The sequence below is a fragment of the Sporosarcina highlanderae genome (assembly GCF_030433715.1).
In the GTDB taxonomy this organism is placed as follows: Bacteria; Bacillota; Bacilli; order Bacillales_A; family Planococcaceae; genus Sporosarcina; species Sporosarcina highlanderae.
Genome location: NZ_JAROCC010000009.1, coordinates 1 through 19,990, shown reverse-complemented (window position 1 = coordinate 19,990; position 19,990 = coordinate 1). Strand labels below are relative to the sequence as shown.

Below are 19,990 nucleotides of genomic sequence, written 5' to 3'. Positions count from 1 at the left end.
AATAGTAGGTTCCCTTCAAGGGAATCTGAATATGTATAAAATAATTATCCATCTCATTCCCCTGTTAACATCGCATAAAAATCCCGTGGATGCATCCGTTTGATATAACCTATGCGGTTTGGAAATCGCTTGGTGTTGGCAGTCACTATGTAGTCACATTCCATCTGGATGGCCGTTACCCAGACATGGAAGTCATCTTGGTCAAATCTATGTAGTGGTTCTGATAATTCTTGGGCAGCCGCTATGTCATCCACTTCTTGTAGAGTATATCCGGACAATAGTTGGAGCACTTCTTTCAACGGCCGATTTTCGCGGAGTATGGTTTCAATACTATAACGACCAACTACCGAATTGACAGGTGGATTTTCGTCTAATATGGGTCGTATCATCCCAGTTATGTAGCTCTCCACTTCGTCTGGTGTATACAGTATATTTCCTAATCCGTTTAAAGCATTTCGCTGAAATTCCAACAAGCATACCTTCGAAAAGACTGGGGTAAAAAGTATATTGGCTCTTGCCAGTCCTAATATTTTCTCATTGATACCACCAGGTTTTCTTATCGCTCCACACAATACTGTCGTATCGATAAACACTTTAGGAGGAGGCAATGATGAGATTGGCTTATAAGTCAAACTCATCCACCTCTCCTCCTTCTTGTGATTTTTTCCGGACATTCGCCAAGTCCGTTTTCATTTCCCTGGATTGATCTAAGCTTACTTTAAAATATTCCTGCGGTATCCTCCAATGCCCGCCTTCTGTACGCGTTGCGCCCGGAAATTTTCCGGCATCGCACATTCTTCTAATTGTCTGATCGGATACATGTAATATTTCCGCTGCTTCGCTCGTTGTATAGGTTTCAATCGTAGTAGATAGTTGAATGGTTTTTGGAGCATGTAGCTTTCTGTACCTTCGTTTTTTACGCAGGTGAATAAGGTGTTGGAAGTATTTCCTTCGCAGTTCGCGCTCTTCTTCTTCACTTGATGCAAGGAGGTGCACAATTTCATCTAAATAATGAAATGCCTTCTCTCTTGCTTCACCGTATTCCTTTGTCTCTTCTAAATGTGATACTTCTCTGGCAAGCTTTTTCAGTGAATGAATTTTCCATACATCTAATTTCTTGTTCCCCATTGGTTTTAAGATGATTTCCACAGGTGTCCCACTATATCTTCCGACTGCATGTGAGGCAATCGATGAAATTACAGTTACCGCCTGTTCAGTCTTCTGCCCCTTGACAAGTTCTTCAGCCATTTCCCACAATTGCTCATCTATATGCCCCTGTTTCAATTGAATCACCTCTTCATAAGTTTTTATCTATTATACCCAAAAGTCAACAAATTATCAACAAAACTAACAAATCTAAACATGTTAGAATCTACTATACCAGGAAAGGTGAAGGTACCTGTGCAGTAAACATTCACGACAATTCAAACAATTCGTATAAATACACAGTACTTCTGTATTCCTATGCGTTTTATGTTGAATATATATACAATTGTAGTGAATTTATTGAATAGTTCGGTGCACAGGTACCCCTAAAGCCCCTCCAAAACTTCAGCATTTCTGAAACGGCATAAAAAAGAAGCATGAATCCCGTCTTGAGGATTCATGCTTCTTTTGCTTCAAAACTTCAGTTATTACTTTATCTTATCCTTCCACTCATTTCGAATTCGGTCATAGTTCTCATTCACCCAATCCATGTCGAGTATAGCCGCATGGGATTTAATATCCGCCAAGTTCAATGGAGTTTTTGATTTCACCTCAGGATGGACAGGAATTAGATTCCAGTCTGCGATGATTTCTTGGGCTTCTTTACTAAGCATGAATTCCAAGAATTCTTTTCCTCCCTCAGGGTTTGGTCCACCTTTTACAAGGGCTGCTGGGTTTACTAAGATCGGTGTCACGTCTGGAAGTATGAAATCTACTGTTTCCCCTCTTTCTTTTTGGTCATACGCCATGAAGTCGAACCCTATTCCGATTAGCGCCTCTCCCATCGCAACTGCGCTTGTTGGTGCGGATCCGGAGTCTGGTATGGAGTTTGCTTGGTCGGCTAACTTTTGGAAGTACTCCCAACCAGCTTCCTCGCCATGCTTCATCATATAGCTCATTACCATTAATGTGGACGTGCCTGATGCGGCCGGGTTAGGGAATTGAATCTGCCCTTTCCACTTCGGATCTAATAGATCTTCCCATGTTTTCGGTGCTTCTTCTTCTGTAACTAAATCAGTATTGTACGCAAAACCAAGGACTTGAACCTGTACGCCAACGTAATAGCCGTCCTCATGCTTCATCTTAATACCGTCCTCAACGACTGCCCAATCTTCGGCGCTTTGAGGTATGAATTGGGCAAGGATATCCTTATCGATTGCGGATTCGAATGCAAGGATCCCCCCTCCACCATTCCAAACATCGGCTTTTGGATTATTCTTTTCCGCGATCATTTGGTTTACTAAGACGTTCGTTCCTGCATAATGGACATTCACCTTTGTTCCATGCAGCTCCTCAAATTTCTTAGCTAACTCTTCGGAGAACCCCGGAGTATGTGGTGAGTAGATCGTTAACTCTCCCTTACCTCCCTTACCCCCTGCACCAGTGCCGGCACATGCACTCAACACCAGCATGATACATGCAATAAGCAGTAATAAAATCCGTTTTTTCACTTTCATCATGTCTCTCCCCCTCTTTGGATTAATCGGCAAACTCAAAAAGAAAACGCTTTCAACCCGTAGTAAATTTAGAATTCTCCCCTTCTTCAGATTATCGCATATGCGAATCCAACAACATCAGCAAATATCTGATTTAACGTCAGATAAACCCTGCGAAGTTGTCAGATACTTTCCTACATGAAAGATTGATAACTACTGAACTATCTAATAATTATTTATTTTGTGTTATAATGAAGATAAATTTTAGTATGGTGCAATCCGTAAGTGTGGAGGAAATCATGATTGATTGGATAAGGATATTCGTTCTACTTGCTTGTTCTTTATTTATTACAGGATGTGAACAGGATCGTTCGACAAGCAAAATCGTTTTCGCTGAACCTGACGAATCCCCGAGTGAATTTCAAGTTGTCGATGCCCCCCTACGCGTCGCAATTTCGAGCGTACTTTCACCGACTGAGACGGTTATGTACTACAGGGAGCTCGCAAACTACATTGGTGAGCAGCTTGACCGGCCAACGATTTTAATCCAGCGCAAAAGCTATAGTGAAATTAACAACTTGATGATTAAAGGGGCCGCGGATATTGCCTTCTTCCCGACCGGTGCCTATATTACCAATCGTGATTTTGAAGGAATCGAGGCAATTGCCATGCAAGAACGTATGGGGCTTCCTTATTATTACGGGTATATCGTCGTACATAGTGAGAGTGCTATTGATTCTTTGATTGATTTGAAGGGGAAAAATGTTGCGTTTACCGACCCTACAAGCTATTCAGGATATCTATTTTTTGAAAAGCATTTAGAGAATATTGGAGAAACGCCGGAAAATTTCCTGGGTCGTTACAATTTTACATATAACCATGAAAACACACTCAATGCGGTTGTCGAAAGAATCGTCGATGGCGCGGCTGTTAACTCATTTGCCTTTGAACGTGCCAAGCTTCAAAAGCCCGAACTTGTTAATCGCTTGAAAATCATTACGCGCTCCGAACCGATCGGGACTGGTCCGATCGTCGTTCGAAAGAATTTACCGGACGAAGAGAAGAAGATCATTACGGATAGTTTCATGTCCATGCATGAAATCGAACATTTATTGCCATCACTGCAGGGTTTATTTATCGACCGATTTGTTCCTTTTGAACCCGCACTCTATGAGGTTTTCGATGAATTGGATAAATAGAATAAAGATTAATCAAAAGATATTGGGCTCTATCATCGCTTCATTACTTTTTCTATCACTAATTTTAGGCATCATCATTTGGAACTCCCTTACGGATACGATGGCCAAGGATCTTAAAAAGCATGGGGAGTCTGTTGCAGAAAATATTGCAGCGATGAGCTCCGACTACATCCTTATTGAGGACTATTATGCAATCCATCAACTTATCGCAAGAGCCCGGCAGGCAAATGAGGATATCCGTTATATCCTTGTGTTTAATAGTAAGCAGATGCTTGTTGGACATACCTTTCCCGATTTTATTCCAAAAGGTATCTTGGACGCACATACTCCTCAAGGGACCGAAAAAGAGCTGTCGATACTCACCTCGGATGAAGGGCGAATCCATGATGTACTTGTCCCAATTGAGGAAGGTGAAGTCGGATTTGTTCGGGTTGGCATGTCAGAGAAGCTACCAAAAGAATACACGTTATCCAAAATAGGTGATCTGATCTTAGCTACTATTTTAGTTTGCCTCGTTGCTGTTGGCATCGCTTATTTTACGACGCGTATCATAACGAAACCTATTAATGACCTCGTCGATACCGCTTCGGGAATATCCGCAGGGAATCTATCGTTGAGGGCATCGGTCGTGGATGATGAAGACCTTGGAAAATTAGTGAAAGTATTTAACGAGATGGCTGATAATCTGATCAGCTCCAGGTCAAAAGTAGAAAAGCTGTTGGAGGAACTACAAGAAAAAGAACGACTTCGGGATGCATTAATTTCAAAACTGCTTTCAGCTCAAGAGGATGAGCGAAAAAGGATATCACGCGAACTCCATGATGAAACAAGCCAAGCCCTTGCTTCATTAATGGTGACGATGCGGGTATTGGCGGATGAAGCAGAGGATAAAGAGCAACAGGAATTACTCTATACAAGCCGAGATATCGCAGCGGGCATCTTGCGGGAAATCAGGGATTTGGCCGTGGAATTGAGACCGCCTATTTTAGATGATATGGGGTTAATCCCGGCTGTGAAAAGATATATCGAAAGCTTCAAGGAAAAGTATTCAATCGACGTCATGCTTGAAGTTCCCGACGATTCGATTCCATTAGACGATCAGACAAGCTTGGCCTTCTATCGAATCACTCAAGAATGTCTCACCAATATCGCAAAGCATACGGTCGCAACGAAGGTAACGATTAAAATTCAGGTTGAAGACAACTTCATCAAAATTGCGATTTTAGACAACGGGCAAGGTATACAAAAAGCTGATTTTGAAATGGCTCGCCAGCAAAATCGAATTGGAATCTATGGAATGAAAGAAAGAGCGGCATTATTGGGCGGTGAATTCTTAATCCAAGAGGCTCGTACGGGTGGAACCGAAGTTGTTGTAGCCATTCCAATAAAACAGAAGGAGGGTTAGCCATTGGAAAAGAAAATTAGCATCATGTTAGCGGACGATCACGCTTTGGTGTTAGCCGGGTTAAAGCTGCTGTTAAAGAAAAGACCAACATTCCATGTAATAGGTGAAGCTACAAATGGACATGAGGCAATTGAACTTTATCATACATTACAACCGGATATTTTAATCTTGGACATATCTATGCCAGGCTTGAACGGCATTCAAGTTTTGACAGAAATAAAATCTCAGCACAAACAAGCAAAGATCATTGTCCTCACGATGCACGAAGACGAAGATTATATTTCGTTAGTGATGCAAGCGGGCGCGTCAGGCTATATCCCTAAGGCTGCATTCGATGAAGAACTGTACACAGCCATCGATACGGTAATGGCAGGCCACATCTACCTTCGACCGGAAGAAATACATTCTGTCATAAATAGTATGCGGAGCGGAACCGATGCCCAAAACCCATTCATCCTATTAAGTCCACGGGAACGGGAAATACTGCAATTCCTCGTTAAAGGGTTTTCATTAACTGAAACCGCTGAAGAATTAATGATTAGTATAAAAACGGTCGATACCCACAAGACAAGAATCATGAATAAATTAAGCATCTCTAAAAAACATGAACTCGTTGAGTATGCGATGAAATATAATTTAATGGGTTAATGATTGTGCGGTGCACAGGCACCGTCACAATCGAAGAAGCTTTTCGTTACATTAACAGTGCCTTTCTATTTAAAAATAATAGGAAAAGTAAATATAACGAAAGCTGCCCAAAGTCCGTAGACAGGCAAATACTTAGTAACGGAATCTTGGATCGTTGAAGGTCCGGATTTGTTTTGTAGAAAACGCATATAGGAGAGCATAATCCAAATTAAATTTGCCCAGATAAGTATGTTTACTCCTAAAACAGCAAGTCTATTAGGCGTAATTCCATAAGAAGATAGCCTGAACACGATGGCTGACAAAGCCACACTGTCAATGATAAGCGCAAGAGCAATTAAGGCGAAATTCACATAATCTGAAATGTTCTTTTTCTTATCTTGGTCGCTTTCGATAATGGAAAATATGGTAACGGCCAATACACCAAGGAGTATTCCGTTGAAAACGATCAGGAAATCGCGATCCAAGAATGGATTTTTTCCGACCCATATAACCGTTATAAGATAGACCAACAATGTGACAAGGACAAGAGGGCTAAAAATTTTAGCTATATATGGTGTAATATTCTTAGCAAGTTTAAGATTCATTGATACTAGGTATGCAGCCACAATAGCGAGAGCGGCAGCACCAAATAAAACGACATTACTAAAATAGAAGTCTGCTATATCCAAGCCGACAAAGCTAAATAACTGCATGGTTAATGCTGCTAGTACCATTCCGCTAACTGCCATGCTTGCGTAGAGAATACAATATTCCAAATTAAATTTAATATAGGCTAATCTTGCACTACCTTTTAAGTACTCATTTCCTGTGAATGCAAGCCCTACCAATACCCATAGGAATATGGGAAGGTGTAAATAGGTAAGGATAATACTGTCTTTATAATTCAATGGCAGCATGTTAAGATAAAACCCGGAAATTAGGAACAACGCTACAAGGAAATAAATAACACTTTTTCTTGGAGTATTATTGTAAATAAAATAGGCAGCAATAAAGGGAATCACTCCAAAAATTAAGTTGATTGGAGCAATTGCTTCCTGTTCAACAAAATGGAAAATGATTCTGGTGCTAATCCCGGCTAAAATGGCTAACAAGCCCATGAATAAGAATCCTTTTTGAAGCAAGGAAGATTTTTCTTTATTTGCCGTCTCTATGAAATGCAATCTTTCATACCAAACACCAAGAACCTGAGAATCAGGATTTTGCTCCCATACGTGTGTAAACGACTTTTTAAAAGCTTTCGGGTCTTTTCTATAGATCCTCTCAAGCTCATGAGGGTAGGAAATATTTTCAGTAATCAAATTTTCGGTGTCCATAGTCATATCTTCCCCAATAATTGTTTTTAAGTTATTTTGATTTTAATCCATCTTTTATCGTTTTGCAATAAATTTTTATTGATTTGAACAACAAATTTATTGCAGGTTTTTATTTTAAGCAAAAATAAAAAGCATTCTCAACCAAAGAATGCTCATATTTAAGGCGTTATTTAATTATTTACTTTCACAATCGCGTTAGAGTTTGGCTTATCGTAACACTTTTTTCAGGATTGAAAGATTTTCCATCAAAAATGAAGCGTTCTTTTCAATTCCACGGCGTTTGCACCATCCAATACTATTAAAAGCATCTGTGAATTGATAAAAAGGCAACACAACTTCTAAATCAATTAAGGGTCTAATGGTGTTATAGCCTTCTTGATAGGACTCATACAAGCTAAAATCGAAGCTTAGATAATCACGATACAGTTTAGTGAAATCGATTTCTGTCGAGCCAAATCGTACACTTTCAAAATCGATCACGCCTGACACCTTATCTTCATCCACAATAATATTTGCTGGACGAAAATCCATATGTACAAAGCTTGGCCCATCTGAAGGAGGGAGATGCATTTTCATATTCTCGAACTTTTCAATGGACTGTCTGTATAAACTTTCATCTAAAACTTCTTTTACATCCTCAGCAAAACTATAAAATTGACGTTCCACAAAATTAGACCAGTCCTGAAATTCATTTTGTATGCCAGTCAACCGGATCGTAGTAGGCGGCTGAATTTGATGCATAGAGGCATGAAGGACCCCAATTTGAAACGCTACTGCGGGTAAATTCTTATTTGTTAGCGGTTGTCCTTTTAATTCAGATAATAAGAACGCACCTGGGCACTCCTCATCACCCGACCAATAATCCAACATGCAAGGAATGGAAACTCGATCTTTTAAAATTTCATAGGCTTCCAACTCTCGCTGACACTTCAATTTTGTGTAAGGTATTTTCAAAAAGATATTTTCTCCATTAAGCAAATTGCATTTATAAACTGTTGAACTATGAGAATCTTCAACTTCATGAATTGATAACACATTCAATTTAAATTGTTGAATGGCTTGATTTAACATCCAATCCCTCCTTTTTCTTTAATCTTAACACAAGAGTTCTGACTACTCGGAACTCGTGGCCCATGCCGTATGGGGCACGCCATAAAAAAACCCTTTTCAAGTCAATTAACTCGAAAAGGGCCTATTCAGTTTACCCATACAACCTACCCATTATAAACACTCGCACATGTCCCCGCTTGCGGTTCATAGAAACAGTGGGCTTTAAATTGACCCGTGAAAGGTTGCCCGTACCAGGATGGAGGGCAAGCAGCATAAGGATTGAAGTACCACAGGGCGAATTTCGCTGGATGTTGTCGCCAATTCTCCAGATTCCGCCTCGCCAATCTTTTCTCATTGGCTCTCGCTCGTTCATAAAATAGATTTCCCTTCTGAACGGCTTCAAAGGAATAATTATTTCCTTGCACTTGAAAAATAACATCATTAATCGTTCGTACATCTCTAAAGTCCAAGCAATCCGCCACGGCACGGTTCACAATTACATTTCCAACATACAACATCCCTTGGTTTCCTTCACCCTCGGCTTCCGCCCTCATCATCCTTGCCATCAAATCAACATCATTTTCCCGGTATTTGACTCTCGGCATTTTTCCACCCCAAATATATTGTATGAAATAACATCTAGGTTCATGACAATTTTCAGATCAAACGCCATTGTATCTATTTGCCTCTCTTTTACCCGATTGTAAGAACAACCTTCCCCTTTGTCCGTCCACTTTCAATGTGCCTATGAGCTTCCACAATTTCATGTAAAGGGAAGTACTTCTCAATTACAGGTCTTAATTTTTCTTTTTCCATAAGCACCCGCAATAGGACCAGATCGGCGTCGTTTGGTTTTGCAAGATGAATCTTAGCTTTCTTGCTACCTATGACAGAACCGATCATCAATTGAATTGGATGATACTTGGGGTAGAGTGCATGCTCTGTTATATAAATACCGTTTTCGGTTAGAGAACGCAGGCAACTGAAAAAGGTCCTCTTTCCAACGGCATCCAGTATTACATCATACTTTTTTCCATTGCGAGCGAAATCTTCTTCGGTATAATCAATTACATGATGAGCACCTAAATTTTTAACCCATTCCATATTCAAGGTACTACAAACTGCGGTTACTTCAGCCCCTAAATACACCGCAAGTTGAACAGCAAAGTGCCCTACTCCACCCGATGCACCATAGATTAAAACCTTATCGCCAGCTTTTACCTTCCCAACATCTCGCAATGCTTGTAGAGCGGTCTGAGCAGCACATGGGATTGCAGCCGCCTCTTCAAAGGTTGAGTTATTCGGCATAATTGTTATCACACTTTGTTTTGGGCAGACATATTCAGCATGGGAGCCGCTACAACTTCCAAAAACATGATCGCCAACCTTAAACTTTTGTACATTTTTTCCTATGGCTTCAACTGTACCCGAAACGTCAATCCCCAAAATTTGTACTTTCGGCTTTATAAGACCATTCTCGATTCTTGTAGGAAAATATCCTTTTCGAAATAGATTGTCATATTGATTTACCGAGGCGGAGACCACTTTAATTAATACCCTATCCTCATCTTTGATGAACGGCTTATCAACATCCCGAATCTCCATTACTTCCGGAGAACCATAGGATTTATAAACTGCTGCTTTCACCTAATTAACCTCCCAACATTTTTATGAGGTACCTGTGCACGAAACATTCATGATAATTCAACCAATTTGTATAAATATCCATTTAGTCCGCGACACTAAGCACTTTCAATTGAATATTTATACATTTGTAGTGAATATATTGAATAGTATGCTGCACAGGTACCTAATCAACTTGAAACAGCAAGCCGTATCGCCAGTCGTATTGCTGTTGCCGGATTCGCCGATTGGTTTACATCGCCTACAAAAAAAAGATCCTTCTCAGGATAATAAAAAGCGAAGGCACCTGTCGAACCCGAATGTCCAATCAACTCCCCTTTCCCCATAAAAAGCATTGATAGTCCCCCTAATGGAATTCGCATATAGCCACCGCCATATTGAATGGGATAAAAGGTGATTTGTAACTTCTTATATTTATCCAACTGGTGGAAAATACCTTTATTAAATAAGCCCCCTCCAAAAAACGCTTTAATAAAGACCATCATTTCGCGTGGAGTGCTAATTGCGCCTCCACTGGCACGACAGCTTTTAATGTAACTCGGACGGGATAGTGCGTTATTTTTATAATAAATCTTTGGAATAAAATCATCCTCACCTATAGGTAAATATGTTTTCTCAAGACCTAAAGGTTCAAAAATGAAAGATTTAAAGACATCTTCCAATGAGGATCCCGTAATACATTCAATAATTTGCCCAAGGATATCAAAGTTGATGTCCGCATAGTGAGATCTATTTAATGTGTTAGGTGCAAAGTGTGGTTTCAACTCTTTAGTCAGTGTTATCAATTCATCAATGGTGATGTTCATATCTTCCTTAAGCACAAGTTTTCTAAGATTTTTTTTACCTTCTTCAGATACATCCGGTAACCCACTTGTCTGAAACAACAAATTAGCTATTGTCAATTTCGAGGTATACTCCTGTCTTTTATAAAGATGGAGCCCACTAAGTTTCCCCTCATCGAAAAAACGCATCACTTTATCATCTAATGACAGCTTACCTTGCTCACGCAATATTAGAATGCATGTTGTTGTAAACAACTTTGTGATACTTGCCAGGAGTAATGGCGCATCTATGCTCTTGCCCCCATACTCATTTTTGTATGAAAAATCCCCATTTGTGTTTTGGATTAATAGAACAGACTCATGTATTTGCTTTGATTTCACTAATCGGCTAAATATCTCATCGTATTTTTTAGTCACCTTCTACCTCCCTTCTTCTAGACTATTTGATTATATTAGTTTATGTCTTTTTGCATGCAGGAAAAAATTTGTGGTACCTGTGCAAGAAACATTCACGATAATTCAACCAATTTGTATAAAAATCCATTGCATCTGCATCACTATACACTTTCTTGTGAATATTTATTCAATTGAATTGAATAACCTGAATAGTTCGTTGCACAGGCACCTATACAATACCGGAAGTTATTTCAGATTTTACTTGCAATTTAATTTCACTCTGTATATATTGTATATAACGTATATATACAATATTGCAAGGAAGAGGTAAATCTATGCAAATCATAATTTCCAATACTTCAAAAGATCCGATCTACGAGCAGATTTATGTGCAAATTAAGAAGCATATTTTGACGAATGAATTACAGGCCGGAGAAGCGCTGCCATCTATGCGCCAGCTTGCGAAAGACTTGGATATAAGCGTCATCACGACAAAACGGGCGTATGAAGAGCTTGAGAAAAACGGTTTTATTTACTCAATCGTTGGTAAAGGGTCTTTCGTGTCGGAACAAAGTAATGAAATGATTCGTGAACGGAAAATGAAAGTGATTGAAGAGCAGTTACTGTCTGCCATCGAAAATAGCAAAGAAATCGGGGTCGAGTTAGCTGAATTACAAGAATTACTTACCTTGTTATATAAGGAGGAGACATGATGGAAAACGTAGTTGAAATGCGAAATGTAAATAAGACTTTCAAAGGGTTTGCGCTGAAAGACTTTTCGCTATCAGTCAAGAAAGGCTTTGTTACAGGATTCATCGGTGGGAATGGAGTGGGAAAATCCACTATAATCAAGCTGATCATGAATTTATTGCAACCGGACAGTGGAGAGATTTCACTTTTTGGTTTGAATTATAAAAATCATGAAAAAGAGATAAAACAACGAATTGGATTTGTATTTGATAACAATGTTCTTTATGAGAATATTACGTTGGCAGAAATGAAAAAAATCATAAAACCGGCCTATAAAAATTGGGACGATACACTATTTCATCAATATATTAACCTATTTGAACTGCCGATGAAGAAACAAATAAAGACTTTTTCAAAAGGAATGATGATGAAAGCATCTTTGACCTTTGCTCTATCCCATCATGCTGAGTTAATCATTATGGACGAACCGACATCTGGATTAGACCCAATTTTTCGCAGAGAGCTGTTAGACATCCTCCATGACATCATGCAGGATAGTGAAAAAACGATTTTCTTTTCGACGCATATTACGACGGACTTGGATCGGATTGCGGATTATATAACCTTCATCCATAACGGCCAGCATATTTTCACGAAGGAACATTATAAAATTGAGGAAGACTATGCAATTGTGAAAGGCGAGACGAACCTGTTGGATCGTGATACAGAAAGAGAGTTCATAGGTATCCGAAGATCCAATCATGGATTTGAGGCATTGACGACGAATAAACAACGGACACAAAACATTTTTGGCGATACGGTCATTTTGGAGAAACCTACACTCGAAGACATTATGCTGTATACAAAGAAAGGAACTGATCACTATGCTACATCTCATTCGTAAAGATATTGTTTTGCAGAAATATACATTACTGATTCTGTTGCCTGTCTTATTTATCGATTTATTTTTAGATGGGTCGAGGATTTACGTAGGGATTTTATTTTCTATCGCCATCATCATGCAAAGCTTCGCTACGGATGAAAAATCGTCCGTCCATTTCTTATTGAATTCTTTGCCGTACACGCGAAAAGAAATTGTCAGCTCCAAATACGTAGGTGCATGCGTGTTCATTTCCCTGGTCTTGCTAACCATTTTCATCGGGAATTTGGTTATTCATAAAGAGTTTGTTCCTTGGGAGCAATTATTGTTTATAGCAAGCATTGTAGCCGTGTTTATATCCCTTGCTTTTCCATTTTCCTATCTGTTCAAAAGCCAGTATTTGATGATTGCTTCTATAGTTTTGTTTGTCCTTTATTTTATTATTGTTGCTAAATTTATTCCTGATTTGAATGATTGGATACGAGGAGCGGTTCAAACACTTCTCTCTCTCGATGACACTCTGTTGTATGGAGGAGCAATATTCTCAGTCATCCTACTCTATTTTTGCTCCTATATGCTCTCTGTTAGGATTTATAGCAGGAAGGTTTTTTAATCATAATTTTGTCGGTACCTGTGCAAGAAACATTCATGTTAATTCAACCATTTTGTATAAATATCCAGTGAGTATGCATTACTACGCATTTCTCGATGAGTATTTATTCAATTGTAGTGAATAAATTGAATAGTTCGTTGCACAGGTACCTATTTCAGGTACCTATTTCACTTCTTATTCACCAGTCCTAACAAACTGTTCAATCCTTGCACCGATCTCGTCGCGTACACGCTGGAAAAATGCCCATTTTTCTTCATCAGTTCCTTCTGCTTTGGCAGGGTCGTCAAATCCCCAATGAGCACGTTTGACATGAGTTGGTGTCATCGGACATTTATCCGCAGCATCTCCACAAAGCGTAACAACGAAATCTGCATTGCTCAGGATTTGCGGATCGATAACATCCGAAGTTTGATTTGAAATGTCGACACCAGCCTCATTCATCGCTTTAATGGCATTCGGATTGACTCCGTGTGCTTCAATTCCTGCACTCAGAACTTGCCATTCCTCACCAAGATATTTCTTTCCCCACCCCTCAGCCATTTGGCTTCGGCATGAGTTGCCCGTACATAAGAAATAAAGTGTTTTTTTCTGCATGACGAAAATCTCCTCTTAGTGTTTTAATGTATAAGTACAAGCCATAAATACAATCCGATAAGTGTTATCAAGAGTGTAGGAACCGTTAAGATAATACCGGTTTTGAAATATGTACCCCAAGATATTTTCACACCTTTTTGTGATAATACATGCAGCCACAATAATGTGGCCAATGAACCGATTGGTGTAATTTTCGGACCTAAATCCGAACCGATGACATTAGCATAGATCAAAGCTTCACGAATCGGCCCTGTCGTATTCGTATCAGCAATGGCTAAGGCATTAATCATTACAGTCGGCAAATTATTCATGACAGACGATAAAATCGCAGCGATGAAGCCCATTGAAATTGTTCCTATAAACAAGCCTTGATCCGCCGCCAATTGAATAATATCAGCTAAAACACTCGTCAGACCAACGTTTCGTAATCCATAAACGACTACGTACATTCCTATCGAAAAGAATACAATGGACCAAGGTGCTCCTTTTATCACTTGCTTCGTGTGAACAGCTGGACTTCTTTGTGCCATTATCATAAAGAAGACGGCCACAATTCCAACAACTATCGAAACTGGTACGCCCATCATTCCACTTGTGAAGTAGCCGACAAGCAAAATGCCTAATATTAGCCAAGAAAGCCGAAACATCTTTTCATCTTTCACGGCATCCTTCGGTTCTTTTAACTCTGATACTTTATAGTCTTTCGGAATACTTTTACGGAAGAATAAAAACAACACTAAAATACTTGCAACGAGTGAAAATATATTGGGAACAATCATCCTTGATGCATACTCGACAAATCCGATGCCGAAAAAGTCTGCTGAAACTATATTGACCAAGTTACTCACAACTAAAGGCAATGAAGTCGTATCTGCAATAAATCCACTGGCAATGATGAACGGAAAAATCATCTTTTCACTGAAATTCAAGTTTCGAACCATCGCAAGCACGATTGGAGTTAAGATTAATGCAGCCCCATCGTTTGCGAACAAGGCAGCAACAATCGCACCCAATATACTGACATAAACAAACATGCGAATACCGCTACCTTTGGCCAATCTCGCCATATGTAAAGCAGACCACTCGAAGAAGCCTATTTCATCCAAGATTAATGAGATGATAATGATGGCTATAAAAGCAAGTGTAGCGTTCCAGACAATCCCTGTAACATCGATAACGTCCTGAAAATCCACAACGCCCACTAACAAGGCAACTGTTGCCCCAATACAAGCAGACCAACCAATCGATAGATTCTTAGGCTGCCAAATAACAAAAATAAGTGTGATTATAAAAATCAATGGTGCGATAATAACTGAAACCAACGTTCCTTCCCCTTCCTATTGACAAGAAACACGAAGTCCTTGTTCCTCTAACTCAGCAATCGATTCATCCTGCTCTGGAAGATTAATAAGTATGCTATTAATAAATGGAAATTCTTCATGACTTTCATTAATCGAGAAGAAAACCCATTGCCCTCTTCTTTCCTCTTTAACTAACCCGATATCTCTAAGTTTCCGCAAGTGTTGGCTAATCGCCGGCTGACTCATCTTAAAAATTTCAACAAACTCACACACACAACATTCATGTGACTTGAGAAGCTTCATCATCGTTAAACGTGTCGGATCACCAAGCAATTTTAATAATTGTGAAGCCCTTTGTATTTCTGTATCACTACTTTTACCCATAGACCATCCCTCCTTCTTCAATATCATATAATCATATGCTTATATAAGCAAATTCAATTTACCATGTATACAAATAGCACCTGAGTGTTATAGCTTTCTTCATAAGTATCATCCTCTATTAAACATATACTTAATCATTTAGTCATATTTCATTGATAGTTAAATAGCATTATTTTTGTATTAATTATAGAATTTACAATTTCATAATATTTATATAACACTACCTTAACATTCTACGATTATGATGATTATGAATCATATTTTAGTAAACCATTGGAGGTCTAATCGTATGAACAAAAAAAAGGTAATTATCCCCCTACTAAGTGCAGCACTTCTATTTCCAACTGCGGTTAATGTATTTGCTCAACCGCATAAACCAATTGAAGGCGTAAAATCTGTTGAATTTATTGGTATGCCTGTACCTGTTACTAACGAGGAAAAGTCAACCATGTACAGTGATGCCAAAGTAAAGGTGACATTAAAAGACGGTACTCAAAAGACAGTAGAGTTGGATTATACTTCGTTAGCAAAGCCTGGTGATGTCATTAACGGCAAAATTGTTGGAGCTGCAGTCGACATCAACGGCAATGTCATAACAAAAGCAAATGGCGAACCCATTGTTTCAACAGCACCAGATGCAAACTCACTGCTTAGTGTAAATGGCAAAAGCGGCAAATTGTATATGATCAATCATTTTGAAAGTATGCCAAGTAATGAACTTGGTACAGTGCCAAGAGCGCTATATTTAAATACTGTCCAACAAGATAAGAAAACAGGCGAACTCAAAATTACTGATATTGAACCAATTGATTTTTCGGAGTATGGCGGTGTTTGGACTCCATGTGCCGGCATCTTATCACCTTGGAACACTCATTTAGGTAGTGAAGAGTATGAACCTAATGCACGTGCCCATGAAGCAAACCCTGAAAAATCTTCTGTTACACAATTTGCGAGAAATTATTATCAAGATTCAACAGCAATTGGAAATCCTTACTTATATGGATATACAACAGAAGTATCCGTCCATCCGAATGGTGAAGCAAAAGCGGTCAAGCACCATAGCATGGGCCGGTTATCTTTTGAAAACGTTACAGTAGCACCTGATAACCGTACTGTTTACTACGGAGATGACGGCGGCTATGTGATGTCATTCATGTACATTGCTGACAAAGAAAAAGATTTATCCGCTGGGACACTTTATGCCGCAAAATTTGAGCAAACGAGTGCCGAAAACGGTGGTGCCGGAAATTTAAGATGGATTAAGTTAGGACATGCAAACGATCAAGAAATTAAAGAATTAGCTGAAACCCTGACATTCAGTGATATTTTCGAAACGACAAATGATGCTGAGTATGCATCAGCACATGGCTTCAGCCATATTAAAACAGCAGCTGGAGAAGAATTTTTGAAAGTGAAATCAGGCATGGAAAAAGCGGCTGCTTTCTTAGAATCCCGTCGATATGGAGCTATGCTTGGAGCAACTTCAGAGTTTAACAAGATGGAAACAGTCACATTCAACAAAGCCGATAACAAAGTCTATATGGCTATGTCCACGATTGCAAAAGGCATGGAAGAAAATCCAAATGATCCTGTAGATGATATTCGATTGCCAAAAATCAATGCAGGCGGCATTTATGAAATGAGTCTAACTGAAAGACAAACAGATCGTGAAGGCAACCCTATTGATAGCGATTATGTACCAACTAAAATAGAAGCTATTTTAGTCGGTGAAGACATACCACAAGATGAAGAAGGCAACAGAGCTCATCTCGATAAAATCGCCAATCCAGACAACATTGTGTACTCTGAAAACCTAAGAACGTTATTTATTGCCGAGGACACTAACAATCACGTAAATAATGTTGGCTGGGCTTATAATGTTGATACAAAAGAACTTTCTCGCATTGTTTCTGCACCAGATGGCGGTGAAGTTACTGGAATACAAGCGATAGATAATTTAAATGGGTACTCTTACTTAATGGTTGGTTCTCAAAATCCAGGGAATATCGGTTATATCCAATTACCTTCTGTTAATAAAAAATAAGCTATATAAGTGAAATGACAGGCATCCCATTCGTAGATGCCTGTCTCTTAGTTTAAATTGAATCTATTTTCATTAATTCTTTAAATTTCAACTAATCTGCAGCGTTTGTTCAATAATCGCTACAATTAGAGCGTCTCATCCAATTTCTGAATCTTTGAGTTAGAAATTAAAAAAACATCGCCCAAAACGTCGATTTTGTCTTCCTTTACACGTACAGCGCAATCTTTGTTCGACACATAAATATCTATTTCTTCCGATAGTGGAGATAGTTCGCTTTGAACCATTTCAATGTTATTTTCAAGATCAAAATGAGAGAGGACGGAAAAATTGTCAAGACCAATTCCGTTGTAAACAGAGCTCTCTTCAACATTAAATCCAAATTTTTTGGAGCATAACCACTTAGCGGACATGTTGATTGCACCAGCGCTGGCTCCCATCACAATGGCGTTGCTTTTTTTAACAGAATCTGATAATTCGTATTCCACTAAAAAACCATTTTGTTCAAGTGCATTTCCACCCAACAAGAAAATGACGGAAGCATTTTGAATTATCGTTTGGGCATCTTCCTTTTGTACGCGATAATTAATTAAATGATATTCGTCAAACATAATGTTAGCATGGTCAAGCCACAAGCGTTCCGTAGCACCATCATCTTCATAAATAGATGGATTCGAACTAATCATAGCAAGGGATTTTCTATCAGTTATATCCTCCTGTAAAACCCTGCCCAGATTCTCTGGAAATAAATTATTAAACCATCCTAAATAATAGTGAATTTTCATAGGTACCCCCGTAAGTAAAGTACACGTTAGTTTAATACACGATTTATTCATCATGAACTTTTACATAAACACTTCCAAATATTTGATCTCCTATATATGCATCTAACTTCCACATTCCACTTTTCGGGAACGTCATATTTGTTGGAAAGTGCTGATTTGCACCATTGTTAGGGCTAAGATATGTATTTCCTATTTTTGGCACAATTATTATTTCCTCATCACTGTCTTCATGAGTCCCTAAAACTTTAAAATCACCAATTAACTCATCTTCATTTCCCCAAAAATGCCACATATACTTTTGTGTTTTATTTGGATAAAATCTAACTACTTCGCTATCATCGTAAATAAAACCCAGACGTCCTTCTTCCCCGATCATTGTGTAACTTCCTGATGTAAAAAGAGAACTTTCATTCCAATTGTCTCGAATAACTTCTTCTTTTATTGGCTCTTCGTCATTGCAGCCCGCAACTATCAACGCTAAAAATACAACACAGATGAAAAACATTTTTTTGCTGAACATAAACATATCCCTCCTTCGTTTTATGTTTATTCCTGCCATTCAACTAATATCATTCCTAACCCGTCCCTTTAAATCCCATAACTTTATTTCAGATGTCCGAAATGGTTGTAGTTCTTCAAGAGTAGTAAAATAGATAGGATTATATTTCACTTCATCATTCGATAGGTTTGTAACTTTTTAATAAACCCTTAAATTCTACATCTGAAACGATTTGGCCAGTTTCCTCGTAAAGTTCTCAGATTGCACAATCCTTTGGTGTTTCGTTTTCTTCCCTATGTCCCGCTGGCAATTCTCATTGTTTTCTCCAAGTGTTATAACTACACTAACTCGCTAATTAGTTGGACAAGAAAAAGGAGCCGTCCCGGCAGCCACAAGTAAAGCACCCGTTAGTGAAAAAATATTTATCATTGTTCATCGATTTTGTGCCACTTAAAATCTTCGCTCTTCCATACATTTGTATCTTTTGGGTAGCCGTAATAGTAAAGCTTTTTACCACTCTTATTAAATGCTGCTGGGTAAAGAAAGTCTATCTGCTCGCTAAAAGGAAACAAGAAGGAAATACGTTCTCCCTTCTTTATATCCTTTCTTTCCACATTAGGCTCGACACCAGCCTCTATATATGCGACTTCTTCATCGTATGAGATTACACTTAATAAGGTGGCTTCATCATTTTTAGTATTAACGCTCATACCTCCAACTGTTTGAATTTTATCCGAACTATACGGAATATAGGTTGATGAACTACTACGATAAAACAAACCTGACTTTTCAGACAGTACAGTTCGATATCTCTTTTCTTCATCGCTCTTAAATAAAAAAAGTACGGTTGACCCCATATCATATTGTTCCATCAACTCTGCATCTTTTGAAAGGAAAGTATGACTTTTGGCAGCACTTAACGCCGTAAACCTATATCCAACTATAATAAATATTAATGTGATTACAATTAACAATGGTATTAACCCCATCCATTTTTTCACATATACCCTCCTAAAGATACTGTCTTCTTTTGTTAAACTAAACTGCCCCGTTAGCCATCCATGTAGCGCAAAAACAGCACTACACCACAGAGGATGAAAATGTGTGCAGAACGGGTATTGGAT

At 38.8% G+C, this 19,990-nt stretch carries 21 protein-coding genes; 7 read left to right on the top strand and 14 right to left on the bottom strand.

From position 1 onward, the window contains the following. Positions 1–53: 53 nt before the first annotated feature. The 3 genes from P5G49_RS11795 to P5G49_RS11785 form a co-directional block, all read right to left on the bottom strand. Positions 54–638: a PIN domain-containing protein gene (locus P5G49_RS11795; RefSeq protein ID WP_301244050.1), complete on the bottom strand. Its 585-nt coding sequence runs from the start codon at positions 636–638 to the stop codon at positions 54–56. Further along, positions 622–1,284, bottom strand: a complete 663-nt coding sequence (locus P5G49_RS11790) for a helix-turn-helix domain-containing protein (protein ID WP_301244048.1) — start codon at positions 1,282–1,284, stop codon at positions 622–624. Before P5G49_RS11790 ends, P5G49_RS11795 begins: the two co-directional genes overlap by 17 nt. 350 nt (positions 1,285–1,634) lie before the next feature. Then, positions 1,635–2,666 (bottom strand): ABC transporter substrate-binding protein, encoded by a 1,032-nt coding sequence (locus P5G49_RS11785; protein WP_301244046.1) that lies wholly within the window; start codon positions 2,664–2,666, stop codon positions 1,635–1,637. 275 nt (positions 2,667–2,941) lie between these two features. Here P5G49_RS11785 and P5G49_RS11780 point away from each other — a divergent pair, with 275 nt between their 5' ends. The 3 genes from P5G49_RS11780 to P5G49_RS11770 are packed head-to-tail and all read left to right on the top strand — an operon-like array spanning position 2,942 to position 5,894. Beyond that, the gene (locus P5G49_RS11780) at positions 2,942–3,841 is read left to right on the top strand and encodes a substrate-binding domain-containing protein (RefSeq protein ID WP_301244044.1); all 900 of its coding nucleotides are present in this window, start codon (positions 2,942–2,944) and stop codon (positions 3,839–3,841) included. Next, entirely contained in the window at positions 3,825–5,246 is a 1,422-nt protein-coding gene (locus P5G49_RS11775; protein WP_301244042.1) for a sensor histidine kinase, read from the top strand. The genes P5G49_RS11780 and P5G49_RS11775 overlap by 17 nt, the downstream gene beginning before the upstream one ends. Positions 5,247–5,249: 3 nt before the next feature. Further along, a complete protein-coding gene (locus P5G49_RS11770; RefSeq protein ID WP_301244040.1) occupies positions 5,250–5,894 on the top strand; it encodes a response regulator in 645 nt (214 codons plus the stop codon). Between the two features lie 65 nt (positions 5,895–5,959). On the opposite strand, the gene P5G49_RS11765 is transcribed toward P5G49_RS11770, so the two are convergent. From P5G49_RS11765 to P5G49_RS11745, 5 genes are all read right to left on the bottom strand, one after another. Beyond that, on the bottom strand, positions 5,960–7,207 hold the full coding sequence (locus tag P5G49_RS11765; RefSeq protein WP_301244038.1) for a DUF4153 domain-containing protein: 1,248 nt from the start codon (positions 7,205–7,207) through the stop codon (positions 5,960–5,962). A gap of 207 nt (positions 7,208–7,414) precedes the next feature. After that, positions 7,415–8,278 carry an aminoglycoside phosphotransferase family protein gene (locus tag P5G49_RS11760; RefSeq protein ID WP_301244036.1) on the bottom strand — a complete coding sequence of 288 codons (864 nt, stop codon included), beginning with the start codon at positions 8,276–8,278 and terminating at the stop codon, positions 7,415–7,417. 143 nt (positions 8,279–8,421) lie between these two features. Then, positions 8,422–8,862, bottom strand: coding sequence for a cell wall hydrolase (locus P5G49_RS11755; RefSeq protein ID WP_301244034.1), 441 nt, complete (start codon positions 8,860–8,862; stop codon positions 8,422–8,424). 88 nt (positions 8,863–8,950) lie between these two features. Continuing rightward, positions 8,951–9,904, bottom strand: a complete 954-nt coding sequence (locus P5G49_RS11750; protein WP_301244032.1) for an NAD(P)-dependent alcohol dehydrogenase — start codon at positions 9,902–9,904, stop codon at positions 8,951–8,953. Between the two features lie 167 nt (positions 9,905–10,071). Then, positions 10,072–11,100 carry a serine hydrolase domain-containing protein gene (locus tag P5G49_RS11745; RefSeq protein WP_301244030.1) on the bottom strand — a complete coding sequence of 343 codons (1,029 nt, stop codon included), beginning with the start codon at positions 11,098–11,100 and terminating at the stop codon, positions 10,072–10,074. A 314-nt stretch (positions 11,101–11,414) separates the two neighbouring features. Between P5G49_RS11745 and P5G49_RS11740 the strand changes: the two genes are divergently transcribed. Genes P5G49_RS11740 through P5G49_RS11730 form a run of 3 tightly spaced genes read left to right on the top strand, consistent with a single transcriptional unit; the run spans position 11,415 to position 13,262 of the window. Then, a complete protein-coding gene (locus tag P5G49_RS11740; RefSeq protein ID WP_301244028.1) occupies positions 11,415–11,792 on the top strand; it encodes a GntR family transcriptional regulator in 378 nt (125 codons plus the stop codon). Next, a complete protein-coding gene (locus tag P5G49_RS11735) occupies positions 11,792–12,673 on the top strand; it encodes an ABC transporter ATP-binding protein (protein ID WP_301244026.1) in 882 nt (293 codons plus the stop codon). The genes P5G49_RS11740 and P5G49_RS11735 overlap by 1 nt, the downstream gene beginning before the upstream one ends. Next, positions 12,654–13,262, top strand: coding sequence for an ABC-2 transporter permease (locus P5G49_RS11730; RefSeq protein ID WP_301244024.1), 609 nt, complete (start codon positions 12,654–12,656; stop codon positions 13,260–13,262). The genes P5G49_RS11735 and P5G49_RS11730 overlap by 20 nt, the downstream gene beginning before the upstream one ends. A gap of 174 nt (positions 13,263–13,436) precedes the next feature. Here P5G49_RS11730 and arsC read toward each other — a convergent pair whose 3' ends face one another. Genes arsC through P5G49_RS11715 form a run of 3 tightly spaced genes read right to left on the bottom strand, consistent with a single transcriptional unit; the run spans position 13,437 to position 15,541 of the window. Further along, positions 13,437–13,856 (bottom strand): arsenate reductase (thioredoxin), encoded by a 420-nt coding sequence (arsC, locus tag P5G49_RS11725; protein WP_301244022.1) that lies wholly within the window; start codon positions 13,854–13,856, stop codon positions 13,437–13,439. A gap of 23 nt (positions 13,857–13,879) precedes the next feature. Further along, a complete protein-coding gene (locus P5G49_RS11720) occupies positions 13,880–15,178 on the bottom strand; it encodes an arsenic transporter (protein ID WP_301244020.1) in 1,299 nt (432 codons plus the stop codon). Positions 15,179–15,193: 15 nt separating this feature from the next. Then, positions 15,194–15,541 carry an ArsR/SmtB family transcription factor gene (locus tag P5G49_RS11715; protein ID WP_301244018.1) on the bottom strand — a complete coding sequence of 116 codons (348 nt, stop codon included), beginning with the start codon at positions 15,539–15,541 and terminating at the stop codon, positions 15,194–15,196. Between the two features lie 289 nt (positions 15,542–15,830). On the opposite strand from P5G49_RS11715, the gene P5G49_RS11710 reads away from it, so the two are divergent. After that, complete coding sequence (locus P5G49_RS11710) at positions 15,831–17,585, top strand: PhoX family protein (protein WP_301244016.1); 1,755 nt, start codon at positions 15,831–15,833, stop codon at positions 17,583–17,585. 125 nt (positions 17,586–17,710) lie between these two features. Here the strand turns inward: P5G49_RS11710 and P5G49_RS11705 are convergent, their stop codons facing one another. The 3 genes from P5G49_RS11705 to P5G49_RS11695 form a co-directional block, all read right to left on the bottom strand. Further along, positions 17,711–18,367 (bottom strand): Type 1 glutamine amidotransferase-like domain-containing protein, encoded by a 657-nt coding sequence (locus P5G49_RS11705; protein ID WP_301244014.1) that lies wholly within the window; start codon positions 18,365–18,367, stop codon positions 17,711–17,713. A 43-nt stretch (positions 18,368–18,410) separates the two neighbouring features. After that, complete coding sequence (locus tag P5G49_RS11700; RefSeq protein WP_301244012.1) at positions 18,411–18,887, bottom strand: DUF4871 domain-containing protein; 477 nt, start codon at positions 18,885–18,887, stop codon at positions 18,411–18,413. A gap of 404 nt (positions 18,888–19,291) precedes the next feature. Further along, complete coding sequence (locus P5G49_RS11695) at positions 19,292–19,867, bottom strand: hypothetical protein (RefSeq protein ID WP_301244010.1); 576 nt, start codon at positions 19,865–19,867, stop codon at positions 19,292–19,294. Positions 19,868–19,990 lie beyond the last annotated feature (123 nt).

Coding starts and splice junctions, on each gene's coding strand:
- P5G49_RS11785 (WP_301244046.1), bottom strand. CDS start 2,666: ATGATGAAAGTGAAAAAACGGATTTTATTACTGCTTATTGCATGTATC.
- P5G49_RS11775 (WP_301244042.1), top strand. CDS start 3,825: ATGAATTGGATAAATAGAATAAAGATTAATCAAAAGATATTGGGCTCT.
- P5G49_RS11710 (WP_301244016.1), top strand. CDS start 15,831: ATGAACAAAAAAAAGGTAATTATCCCCCTACTAAGTGCAGCACTTCTA.
- P5G49_RS11765 (WP_301244038.1), bottom strand. CDS start 7,207: ATGGACACCGAAAATTTGATTACTGAAAATATTTCCTACCCTCATGAG.
- P5G49_RS11730 (WP_301244024.1), top strand. CDS start 12,654: ATGCTACATCTCATTCGTAAAGATATTGTTTTGCAGAAATATACATTA.
- P5G49_RS11735 (WP_301244026.1), top strand. CDS start 11,792: ATGGAAAACGTAGTTGAAATGCGAAATGTAAATAAGACTTTCAAAGGG.
- P5G49_RS11715 (WP_301244018.1), bottom strand. CDS start 15,541: ATGGGTAAAAGTAGTGATACAGAAATACAAAGGGCTTCACAATTATTA.
- P5G49_RS11700 (WP_301244012.1), bottom strand. CDS start 18,887: ATGTTCAGCAAAAAAATGTTTTTCATCTGTGTTGTATTTTTAGCGTTG.
- P5G49_RS11740 (WP_301244028.1), top strand. CDS start 11,415: ATGCAAATCATAATTTCCAATACTTCAAAAGATCCGATCTACGAGCAG.
- P5G49_RS11795 (WP_301244050.1), bottom strand. CDS start 638: ATGAGTTTGACTTATAAGCCAATCTCATCATTGCCTCCTCCTAAAGTG.
- P5G49_RS11780 (WP_301244044.1), top strand. CDS start 2,942: ATGATTGATTGGATAAGGATATTCGTTCTACTTGCTTGTTCTTTATTT.
- P5G49_RS11755 (WP_301244034.1), bottom strand. CDS start 8,862: ATGCCGAGAGTCAAATACCGGGAAAATGATGTTGATTTGATGGCAAGG.
- arsC (WP_301244022.1), bottom strand. CDS start 13,856: ATGCAGAAAAAAACACTTTATTTCTTATGTACGGGCAACTCATGCCGA.
- P5G49_RS11705 (WP_301244014.1), bottom strand. CDS start 18,367: ATGAAAATTCACTATTATTTAGGATGGTTTAATAATTTATTTCCAGAG.
- P5G49_RS11760 (WP_301244036.1), bottom strand. CDS start 8,278: ATGTTAAATCAAGCCATTCAACAATTTAAATTGAATGTGTTATCAATT.